Consider the following 12816-nt stretch of genomic DNA (forward strand, 5'->3'; position numbering starts at 1 on the left):
TTATGATTCATACGATTTACTCCCTTCTATGATGTTTTGCACACTCTTAAAATCCAATTTTCCTTGCGCCACCTCTTGCATTAATCCGATGATCTGTTCGTCTGTATACGTGCCCTTTGTTTGATGTGCTGCCGCGCTTTGATTGTGTCTTTCCGCTTTCGAGGCCAAATGAGCGGATAGAGCTTGGACAGTCTGACATTCAAGGATTTCCCGGCCAGTCATCTTCATCTGCGTGGTTTTTTCGATATGACGCATCAATTTTCGGCCAAGAATTGAATCCATCCCATAATCCAGAAAGTTTCTTTTGAAATTGATTCGATCCTCAGATATGCCTAACTCTCGTGCTAAAAATTGAACAATGATCTTTTGAATGTGTGTCTCCCTATTTGGCTCGTCAATCTCTGTTTTCATGTCTTGTGTATGCGGTTTAACGGACTCTGATTGGTGATTGCCTGATGAAACCCAATATCGCTCCCTTGCAAATGGATAGCCAGGTAAAGGGAGCATCCGAACGTCATCACCTTCATGAAGGAGTTCCCAAGGGATCTGATATCCTTTCACCCAACATTCCGCAATGCTTTCCAAATTTCTCTCTTTTGCAAAAGCTTGCAGGAAAGCTTCATCTTGTTCTTCTAACATCCCTTCCGTATGTCCTGTATAAAGGAATGCCTGTTGGCCTGATACCCCACCATTCTTCATCGCTTCCGCATATTCCTTCAATTTTCGCACCAATTGCTCCTGATTGTTCACAACAATCGCGAGCCTTGCTTCCATGGCTTTTCTCCCTACCTGAAGCGTATATGCAACATCAGGTAAAGAAAGGTTATGATTCTGCTCAAGATACACAATCATGCGGCTGACAGCTTCCTGAAGCCGATCGTCATTTTGGGCTGAGAGCACGATGACCTGCGGGCATTCAGCCGGCTCTTTATGTGGCTGTGTGAACGGCTGCTCATCCGGGATGTATTCTTCAATGACTGCATGCGCATTGGTGCCGCTGATTCCTGTCGTGCTGATTGTTCCCATCCTCGGCCTCTGATTTTCCCTGACCCATGGACGGTTCTCTTTGCAAAGCACGAGCGGGCTTTCTTTAAACTGAATATACGGGTTGTCCGATTCACAGTGATGAGTAGCCGGAATGGTATGGTTTTTCATTGCCATCAGCATACTGATTAAAGCAACCACCCCTGACGCTGCAAATGTGTGACCGATTAAAGGTTTAATCGAGCTCATCATGCAGAATTGCTTCTGCTTCGTATATTTGCTGAACACGCTCGTTAATGCTTGGACCTCAAGCGGATCTCCAAGATTTGAGCCGGTACTGTGTGCCATCACATATTGAATATCGAGCGGGTTGATTTCATTTTTTTCATAAATGTTTTCGATCAATTCCGCCTGGCTGAAAGGATTTGGTGCAGTAATGCCATTGGTTTTGCCATCGTAATTCACACCGCTGGCCTTTATGCAGCCATAAATATGATCTTTATCTTCAATTGCCTTTGATAATGGTTTCAGGAGAACAGCAGCTACTGCTTCACCTGGCACCAGACCATTGGCATCCTGGTCAAACACTTTGCATTGTCCGTTCGGAGAAAGCATTTCGGCTCTTGTCAGCGCCTCAAAAGACATTTGAGAAATATTCAGGCTGACGCCGCCGGCTAAAGCCATTTCACAATCTCCTTGACGCAGGGCTGAACACGCCTGATGAATCGCCACAAGTCCAGATGAACATGCTGCTGTCAACGCCATATTAGGCCCTTTTAAATCTAACGCGTATGCGATTCGCGCAGATAATGTGGCGTTTTGCGTTCCATTAATGTAATCCGTATCTCCGGTTAAATGCGCATATTCTCCTTCTTCCACACCTACATAAACACCACAGGATTTTCCTTTTATCCGATGTCCCATATAGCCAGCGTCTTCAAATGTGTGCCATGCTTCCTCTAGAAAAATGCGCTGGCGCGGATCCATGCTTTCAGCTTCTTTAGGCGATATTTGAAAAAACAGCGGATCAAACCGGTCTATGTCCTTCAAAAATGCGCCCCATCTCGGCACTGCTTTTTCTGGATCTCTGTTAGCTCTTCCCCAGTCCCAGCGTTCTTTCGGAATCTCAGAGATACAATCTTTCCCGTTTTTCAGATTGTCCCATAGCTCATGAACCGAATCAGCTTGAGGAAACCTGCCGCTCATGCCGATAATGGCGATTGGCTCAGCGTGAGACTGCCGGACGCTTTTTTTATTGGTTTCTGGTTCTACAGAAACCGGAGCATCAGCTTCAGAAGGCTTTTGTGCCTCAGATGCATCATTCCGGTAAAATGCTTCGATCAGCTCTTTGTGATCCGTTAAGAAGAAGCGGATCAATTCTTGTAAAGTCGAATAGCCAAAAAATAAAGCCGGTGGCACTTCAATGTTGAAATGCTTTGATAATACATTCGAGAATTTAGCCAAATAGATCGAATCAAATCCGAAGTCGGCCCAATTTTTGTTCAAATTCAGCTTGTCCTTTGAGATTTTAAGCAATGCGTGAATATGCTCTTTCAAATCGTGTTCTAAACGCTTTTCAATGCTTAGCGTTTTGGTCTCGTCCCTTTTTTCTTGTGCAGCAGGGGCTTGAATGGCCGGTTCCTGAATAGGTTCAGTCATTCCTAAAAAGCGGCTGACCCGGCTGGGCTGGCCGGCTATCACGAGATGCTGAGCATCCTGCTGAGACAGGATGTGTTCAAACATACGGATGCCTTCATCAGCTTCTAAGAAGCGCTGGCCGCTTGATTTCAGATACATATCGGTTGTTTCTTCATCACCGATCTTCATTCCGCCATCTTTCCATACAGGCCAGTTGATGACAAACGTTTTGCCGCTATGAAGCTCGTTTCTGTATTGTGCATAAGCCATTTGGAACCGATTCCCTATTGCATAATCACAACAGCCAAAATCTCCTAAAATCGCAGAAGATGAAGAAAAATAACAAATAAAATCAAGATTTTCATTTTTAAGCCATTCATCAAGCGCTATCGTACCGTTGATTTTCGGTTCAATGATGCGCTGGAAGCTTTCGATCTCTTTGTCAAAAATAGCAGAATCGCTCTCGACTCCGGCTGCATGAATAACGCCATTTATGGCGCCGAATCGGTCTTTCCCTCGTTTCACGCAGTCTCCCATCGCGATAGGATCAGAGACATCTGCTTCTGCATACATGGCTTCGCCGCCTAGATCCTTTACTTCTTTTATTTTCTTTTGCTTTTCTTCATTGAAAGGCGACCGCCCTGTCAAAATAACGTTTGCGGCATAGTGTTTAGCCAAATGTTTGGCGAATAAATAACCGAGCCCTCCTAAACCGCCTGTAATCAGGTAAGTACCGCCAGACTTCAATTTGCTGTTGTTCGGTTGTATCGCTGTCTGTTCAATGTGACTTACATATCGTTTGCCATTCTGATACAAAACAGTTTGCTCAGTTGAAGCCTGCAATTCCGTCCAGATCTTTCGAGCCCAATCATCCATTGATTTTTGTCCTGCCGGCTGAAAGATTCCAGTCACTTTTGTATGCGGGAGAACAAGCCCGAGTGAACGTTCGAAGCCAATCCATGATTCCAGATAGCTCCGGTCAAGACCATTTTCAAAACGTCCTGCCAGCAGAAGCCGTGAAGGATGAAGCTTTGCCGCGGACATACCTTGTAATAGATAGACAATCAAGGAATGGTCCTTTATACAGCTCGCGTCTTCCGCAGGCCACATATAAAGGATTGCATCTGGCTCTCCATGTTCTTCCTGAATGCTCTGGAAGGCTTTTTCAAAAGTGGCGGGTTGTTGCCGTACAATCTGATAGCTATTTTGAGATTGTTTGACGTACACCTCACCCTGCGAAATAAAAATGACCTTGGTGTCTTGATCAACATTTTTCACAGATGCAGCGAATGCGTTTTGCTTTTCTCTATCAGTCAGAAAACAGATAAACGTTTTGAAGCGTTTCGATGTGAGAGACACTGGCTCTTCTTTCCACACTTCTTTAAAAGTCATCACCTCGAAATGTTCTTCTGTTTGCTGTTCATGATGCTGTTCTATAGGAGCCGGGGCCTTTGCCGTGCCTGGTGCCCAGTAACGTTCTTTTGCAAATGGATATGCCGGAAGACTGATCCGGATCGGCTTATGGGTTTCGTACAGCTTCCCCCAGTCAAAAGACAAGCCTTTCACCCAAAGATCCAGCAGTTTCATGTATTTCCCTTTACTCATCCATGCCTCTATGATTTTTTCCGTATCTTCATCAGCTGATAAGACCGCTAATGCTTTTTTGTTATCATCAATGCGATCCAAGTAGAGGCTGTCTGTTTTGTTTTCGATAAAATCGTTTAGTTTTCTTTCAAGATCCTCTAATGATTCTGCTATAAAGCCCAGCCGTTCCTCCATTGCTTCACGGCCCGTTTGTAAGGTATAGGCGATCCGGATCAGATCTGTTTCGCTGTACCTTTTTTCTTGAATGGCTGTGAGCAGCTGCTCCGCTTTTTCCTGAAGCCGTTCCATGTTTTTCGCTGACAGCACAATCAGCGCAGGAGGATGAGCTTCAGGAGTTTGCGCTTCTGTTCTCGGAATATATTCTTCCAGGATCATATGGGCATTGGACCCTCCGGCGCCAAAACTGCTCAATCCGGCACGTCTCGGCACCTCCTGCCCGTCAATCACCGGGCGCTTCCATTCACCAAGATCCTGCTGAACGACAAATGGCGTATGGTTGAATTCAATGTTTGGATTCAATCGCTGAGAATGCAATGATGGCGCAATTTGGCCGTATTTAAACTGAAAAAGTATTTTTGTCAGCCCTGCGATTCCAGCTGCACTTTCACAATGGCCGATATTTGACTTGCTGGAGCCAATCGCGCAAAACTGTTTCTCTTGCGTATCTTCCTCAAACGCTTTTGTTAATCCCGCTATCTCAATCGGATCTCCTAACGCGGTGCCTGTTCCGTGCGCTTCCACATAACTGATGGTTCGGGCAGGAATGTTGGCGCGCTCAATCGCTTCTTTAATCACCTGTGCCTGTGCATGAGGATTAGGAACGGTATAGCCATTCGTTTTTCCTCCACTGTTAATCGCACTGGCCTTTATCACACCGTAAATATGGTCGCCGTCTGCTATTGCTTGCTGCAACGGCTTTAACACAATAGCTCCTACTCCTTCTCCGTCGACAAATCCATCTGCGTCATCGCCGAATGATTTACATGTATCACTTGCAGAGAGCATATTCATGACAGATAAGTTCTGATAATGGACCGGATCGACAACTAAATTAACACCGCCGGCAATGGCGCAATCACTCGATCCGCTATAAATGCTTTCCAGCGCTAAATGAATCGCTGTCAGAGAGGATGAGCAGGCAGTATCGACGGCAAGGCTCGGGCCTTGGAAATTCAGCAAATAGGATATTCTGTTGGCGATAGACCAATAGCCGTAGCCGGTCGGATAATTTTTGTTCATCACTCCGGCAAAGACGCCGATTTTTCTGCTTGTACAGAGCGTGTCAGGCGTGTATCCCGCATCTTCTATACTTGCATAAGCGGTTTGCAGAAATAATCGCTCCTGAGGGTCCATTCTTTCTGCTTCGAGCGGAGAAATCTGAAAGAATAAAGGATCAAACTTGTCCATATCCTTGATAAATCCGCCCCATTTTGTATAAATCGACCCTTCTTTTCCTTTTTCTTTATCGTAATAGGCTTTCCAATCCCAGCGTTCTTTCGGAATTTCCTCAATACAATTTCTTCCTTCTTTTAGGTTGTTCCAAAAATCTTCTGCTGTTTCAGCCTGAGGATAACGTCCGGAAATGCCGATAACGGCAACGTCACGGCTGGCAAGAGCGTGTGTTGGCATTTCTTTCTCCCTGCTGAAGCCGAGCTTGCGAAAGCGCCGCGATCTTTTAGCGGCCTGTCCAGACTTTTGTAAAGATTCATTCTTGCTTGCGGCTGGTGTCTTTTGTTGAACTTGACGGTCAAGACCAGTCAGTTTCATGAGCGCTTCTGATTTTGTTTTGATTAAGTGTTCCACTAACGCGTCAATGGTCTGATACTCGAAAAATAAAGTGCTGCTTACATGGTCAAATTCTTTACGCAATGTATTTGTCAACTGGACAACGACGATAGAATCAATACCGTACTTTTCAAGCGGTTCAGATGACTCAATCTTGCCTACAGGAATTTTCAATGTTTCTCCAATTAGTTTTTTCATATATTCTGTGCTTTTTTCTCTGAGAGCAGCAGTATTTGATTGTCCATCTTTCTGCGTATCTATGTTTTGTGTATAGGCTTGCTCTTTATTAGACGCGGGGGAAACATCCTTCTCTGGCGAGACCACACTTTTCATCATCATACGGCGAACCAGCCCATTGCTTGAGGCTGCGACGATCTGGTGACTGAGATCATGGGCCGCTTCGGCCGGAAAGAAGACAGATTCAAAGCCTTCGCTTTCTAGTGCCGATTTCCAGCTGTTAGGATATAAGCCTGGACATCCGGGAATCCGCACTGCAGGATCTTCATACAGCCACCAGCCTTCCAAGAGACCAAAGGTGATGTGAGGGAACAGGCTGTTTCCCGCCATTTCATTCAGCAGCAGCATTCCGTTGTTTTTCATCACTGCTTTTGTATGCCGCAGGGTTTGACGGATATTTTTTGTCGCGTGAAGGACATTAGCGGCAATGACGACATCATAGCCACCAGCCTCGATCTCCTGCTGGTCAATCGGTTTTTCTACGTCAAAAAGCTGATACGTCAGGTACGGATTTTCCGCCCCATATTCCTTTTCTGCATGCAGCAAAAATGCTTTCGACAGATCTGTATAACAGTATTCTTCGATATGATTTTGATGGGCTTTCAGTTTTTGAAAGATTCCGGCACTCGTGCCGCCTGTGCCTGCGCCTATTTCCATAATGCGAATCGATGCCTCAGGATCATGCTTCAGCCGTTCATCCAGGTAAGCTATTAACGTATCGGCAAGCACTTTATTAAAATAGTCTGCCACTTGGTTTTGCTTATAAATGCCTTCCACCAATTCCATTGAGGAATGCGGGAACATGATATCTGTGGCAGGCACTTCCCCTGTCAAAATATCCGGTAATCCTTTCAGCATAGTCTCTGCTAAAACAACCATCGCCTTGGTGTTGCTGTCTTTGAGCCATTTTTCTTTTTTCGCATTCCATTCTTGCCAAAGCAACGCGATATCCTCTGCTCGATTCTTCCTTACCAATGAATCTCCATCTTTCTTAAGGTAATCATGCTGCAGAAGGAATTCACTGCTTTGCTGAAGCCATTTTTCATAAAATTCACGAGTCTTGTATTGTTGAAGGCGCTCAACTGATAATCTATGACCATCAAACAGCCCGGCCGTTTGCAACTGACCTAATAACAGCCTGTAAAGAAGATCGTCCAGCTCTTCATGTGTAGCTCTTTGTACTTGTCCTGTTTTCGGCAGTCGTTCTTTCAGGCTTTCAGCGTCTGCTGAAGGGTGCTCGGGATAAAGGGTGATGAATTCATTCTGATTCACACCTTCGACTGCGACAGGTTTTGTCGTATGAATGAAAGCCGTTTGGCTGACTGGCCCAGAAAGCAGTGCTTCCAGCGCCTTCATACCTTCCGCAGGTTCAATTAAACCTAAGCCAATTTGATTCATGAGCTGTACATATTGTTCATCCTCGGCCGCTTCACTGTTCCCCCAATATCCCCAGTTCATGACTTTTACAGGGCAAGCCCAGCTTTGGGAGAGCTGGTGAGCAAAAGCATCTGCAAATGCACAGCCAGAGGCATAATGGCTTTGCTTTACGTTTTTGATATGAGCTACAAGCGAAGAGAAGAATAGTACAAAATCCAAACGTTCATGTTGGAACACTTGAGCCGTACGGACACTGGCATCCACCTTGGCCGCCAGTCCGGTTTCAAATTCTTCCAGTGTCATATTTTCCAGGCTTTGCTCAAATAAAACCATTGCAGAGTGGACGATCCCGTGAATGTGAGGATGACGCTTTTTCACTTGATCATAAGCCTGCTGCAATGAATGCATGTCCGCTGCATCGGCTGAAATATAGTAAGGCTCAGGGCCAAGCTCGGAAAGACGGTCTACTTTCGCCTGAATGGCATCATTGATTTGACTGCGTCCAATCCAAACGATTTGCGCCTGATAGCGGCGGATCATGTACTCACTCCATGCCTCCCCGATGTACCCGGCACCTCCGATGACCACATATACTCCGCCTGTTCGATATAGCGTGTCATTTGACGGTGAATGGCGATATGGGATCAGTTGCTGCTGATGCCATTGCTGATTCCGATAAGCCCAAGTGTGGCCAAGATGGTCAGCAGGGAGCGTAAACATTTGATGTACCGGCCATGTGCAGCCTTCTTCAAGATCAAGAAGGCGGATGTTCCAATGCGGATATTCCTTAGCGATTGTGCCGGCGAGTCCATGAATGCTTGCATGAGCGGGATGTACTGTCTCGTGTTGAGTAACCGGCTGCGCTTGGACGGTCACAAAAGACCATTCTAGCTTTTTCTCACCATAGCCTAATTGAAGACATGCCTTCACAAGCTTAAATGCCTGAAGAACAGCCTCTCCTTGTCCCTCACTAACCATATTCTCCGGGTGTGACGGGGCAATCCACAATACATGGTCAATGTCTCCGCACGCTTGCAGCTTGTCCGCTATTGCAGCAATGTCATCTGCAGGCCGGATATCTACAAATGAAACCTGAGGATGCTGCTGCTTTATTAACATCCGTTCACCTTCAGTACCGCCGCATAAAACAGCCTGCATCCCAACAAACGAAGCATTGTCTTCACCATTTGGAGAAACCGGTTCCCAGGCAGGGATCATCATTGTATGCCCTGTCAGCGGAGAATCAGCTGCTGCTTGAGGCTTGGTCTGCTCCCCATCAAGTGCTCGCATCGAAGCCCCCTTCATTCGAACACAAACGTTTCCGTTCTCATCGCATAAATCAATGTCGTACTTCCTGACTTTGTCCTCCGCTTTACTGTCTGAACTGTATCGAATATAAGACCAAATCTCTTCAGGACACGGGCTGAAAACGTCAAGCTGCTGCAATGCAAACGGGAGAGACAGCTGATGGGCTTGCGCTTCAGCATTGACTGAGCTAACGATAAAACCGACTGTGGCATGGAAGGCGGAATCCATCAAACTCGGGTGGAGCGTAAAATGCTGCTTGCCGTCTTTTAGAAAAGCGGGTAACGAGATTTTTGCAAGCAATCGATCTTGTCCGACAAGTACTTTTTCAACCCCTTGATAGCCCTTGCCATAGTCAAGCCCAATCTTTCGAAACGCTGTATAGCATTGTTCTGACATCACTGTATCCAGGCTGCATTCTTTCTGTATTGATGCAAGGTCTAAAACAGGAGTGTCCGCTTCAGCTGAAATGACTGCACGACCTTGACTGTGTATCATCGGGGTTTCTTCTTTATTTTCAGAGCTGCTGTAAATGTCAAAGGAAATGTCCCCGTTATCCTCAGGATAAAGGCCAATATGTATTTCTTTTGATTCACTTCCTATCGTGATAGGACGAATCCAGACGATGTCCTTAAGCGACACCACTCTTTGTTCACCTTCCAGATCCCCCGCAGCTTTTTCGGCTGCTTCCCTTGCCATTTCTAAATAGGCAACACCCGGCAAGATTTTTTGTCCCTGCACAACATGATCAGATAGGAAAAATTCCTTGCCTGTAAAAACAGAGCTAAAGCGCTGCTCAGTAAAGTCTGACGTATTGCGGTGCACCAGCGGATGTAAGGTATGATCTACTGTGCTGGTTTTTGTTTCAGGAGCCGGTATCCAGTAGCGCTCCTTAGCAAATGGATATGTCGGAACACTGATTTTAAGCGGCTTGCGATCACCGTATAGCTCGTCCCAGATGACCCGCTTTCCTTGAACCCATGATTCCGCCATTTTCTTCAATTGGCTGTCTGTTATCGTGCTGTTTCTCAGCGCATTCTCCGATGTTGGCCCGGCGGCCTCCTGATTCTCCTTGGCTTGTCCGGTCCAGCAGCCATCGATCTCTTTGTCACCATTTGCAAACGCCCGAAGTTTAGCAGTTAAATCCTTTATGTCCTTCACGATGAAGGCTGCCCGTTCCTCCATTTCCACCCGTCCTGCCTGCAATGTATAAGCTAATGCTACAATATTGATATCCTCGCTAAGAAAATCCAGGAGTTTTAGAGCATAAGCCTGCAGACGGTCTTTGTTTCTCGCGGACAACGGAATCATTATTTGTTCATTTTTCGCTAAAACCGGCTCTGAAAAACTCTCTGCCGGAATATATTCCTCCAAAATAAGATGTGCATTTGATCCTGAAGCGCCAAACGAACTTAAACCGGCGCGGCGGGGATATGTGATGTCCATCCCGTTTTCTGTCAATGATGGCTGCTCCCATTTTTTCGTTTCATGCTGGACAAAAAACGGGGTTTGATCGAGCTGCAAATATGGATTCAACTCTTCTGAGTGTAATGACGGCACCAATGTTTTATGATGGAGCTGCAGGACAGTCTTCGTTAAACCGCTGACGCCGGCTGCAGATTCGGCATGGCCAATATTTGATTTCACAGAACCGATTGAGCAGAATTGCTTGTCCTGCGTATTGCGGCTGAAAGCCTTCACCAATCCTTGTATTTCAATCGGATCTCCTAATGAGGTGCCAGTGCCATGGGCTTCAACATAGCTGATGGTGCGCGGATCAATTCCTGTTTTCTCTAAGCACGCTTCGATAACATCAGCTTGAGCTACCGGGCTCGGAACTGTAATTCCGCTTACTTTTCCTACATGATTAATTGCACTGCCTTTGATGACAGCATAGATCCGGTCGCCGTCCTGTTCAGCTTTTCGCAGCGGCTTTAACAGCACTGTTCCGACACCTTCTCCGGATACATAGCCATCCCCGCCTTTGCCAAATGTATGGCAATAGCCGTCACTTGAGTGCATCCCCACACTGCCGTAGCTGATATATTTAGCCGGATGCAGTGACAAATTGACGCCTCCGGCAAGCGCGGCCTCACATTCTCCATTCCGGATGCTCTCTATTGCCAGATGAACCGCAGTTAATGAAGAAGAGCAGACTGTATCCACCGCCATGCTTGGACCGTGGAAATTACAATAGTAAGAGACCCTGTTGGCAATTTGCGCATAATTCAGCGATAAAGGAAATGCATTTTGTTCTGATAGAGCCTCCGCTCCTATAAGAGAGTAGTCCTTATGCATAACGCCTGCAAACACGCCGACATGCTGCCTTTTATTTTCTCCCTGCGGTGAAGCAATTGTTTCTGGTGTATACCCCGCATCTTCAATGGCTTCCCAGCACGTCTCTAAAAATAAGCGTTCCTGAGGGTCCATGGTTTCCGCTTCACGGGGTGAAATCCTGAAAAATTGAGGATCAAAACAATCAGCATCCTCGATAAACCCGCCCCATTTTGACAATGGCTTGCCCGAAGGTGAATCCAGCCCATTGTTTTCCTTCCATTCCCAGCGCGAGTTTGGGATCTCCGTGATGCAGTCGGTACCTGCCTTAAGATTTTCCCAAAATTCCTGTATGTTTTTTGCCTTAGGATAACGGCCTGCCATTCCGATAATGGCGATATCTTCCCCGAATTCTCGTAAAGAGGGAGCGACGTCTGAAGAATCCTGCATTGGTTTAGGAGACTGGCGGACTGTTTCGTCCGCCTCTCCCATTGAATAGTGTTCAGCAAGATGCGCAGCTAGTTCTGCAATCGTTGTATATTCAAACAGCAGCGTTGGCGAAAGATCCGCTCCAATCTTAGCCCCTATCTCCTGAACTACCTTAAGCAAAGATGGTGAATCCAGCCCAAGCTCATAGTATCCCGCGTGAATATCCATTTGTTCTGCCGGCCTTTCAAGCTGTTCAGCAAGCAATTGACGCAAATACGTTTCAAATGCAGTATAGTCCCGACCGGTATTCTGAGAGACAGCATGTCTTTCTTCTTGAATTTCTTTTGCCGAATGAAAGGCTGACCCATCCCGTACAGACTTGCCTGCAAACTGTTTCAGCTCGGCCACTTTTTGTCCGGAGGAATTAAAATATTCAACCGTCATATAAGTGAGTTCTTTCTTCTGGCGCACAGATGAAGAGAGGATCCGGGCTGTACATCCTTTTTGTAATCGTTCTGAAGCTGAAAACGATTCATAACACAATGGCAGATACATCGTTTGTTCTGAGAGCAGGCAGCTTGAACCTATGCCGCTGCCGTCAATGAGAGTCGGGTGAAACAGAAACGCCTCAGAATGAAGCAATGCTTCCTGTCCGACAGATAGATCAATTAAAGCACCCTCTTTGGTTTCATAAATTTGCCCTTCCGCCTTCATCATGCCTGTATGAACTAATTGTTGAGAGCGGCATTGTTCATACAGGTCATCTAAATTCAGAATCCTGTCAGCTGTACTTTTCCACTGATTAAGGTTTATGGTTTCGGCAAAAGCAGTCCGTTCTTTACGATGCATTTCAGCCGTCACATATTGTCTTTTGTCCGATAGCGACTCGCCATGCTGTTTTTGTCCGTCGATGATGATGGACCATGTCCCTTCCTTGCTTTCAGACGCATGAATGGTCAGGGCAATGTCATGCGATTCGTCTGCGGTCAAAGGGTAAAAAATGATCAGATTTTTTAATTCAAGCTCTTGGTATGGGAAACCATGTTCTTGGAATACTTGATAGATCAAATCTATATAAGCAAGGCCGGGTAATAACGCTTGTCCATATACCTTATGGTTGGACATGATCGGATTATTTAATGAAATGTGCAGTTGTTCAGTTATCATTTTCCCACTCCTCTC

1 protein-coding gene is annotated in these 12816 nt (G+C 46.0%); it reads right to left on the reverse strand.

Features of this window, described 5'->3' with window-relative positions; all coding sequences use genetic code 11:
- Positions 1-12801 (reverse strand): type I polyketide synthase, encoded by a 12801-nt coding sequence (locus BSI_RS0121105; RefSeq protein ID WP_032732044.1) that lies wholly within the window; start codon positions 12799-12801, stop codon positions 1-3.
- Between the last annotated feature and the right edge of the window lie 15 nt (positions 12802-12816).

The organism is Bacillus inaquosorum KCTC 13429 (assembly GCF_000332645.1).
Classification (GTDB): domain Bacteria; phylum Bacillota; class Bacilli; order Bacillales; family Bacillaceae; genus Bacillus; species Bacillus inaquosorum.

What these genes read in the sequence shown, in the direction of transcription:
- BSI_RS0121105 (WP_032732044.1), bottom strand. Translation starts at nt 12,801, where the DNA reads ATGATAACTGAACAACTGCACATTTCATTAAATAATCCGATCATGTCC.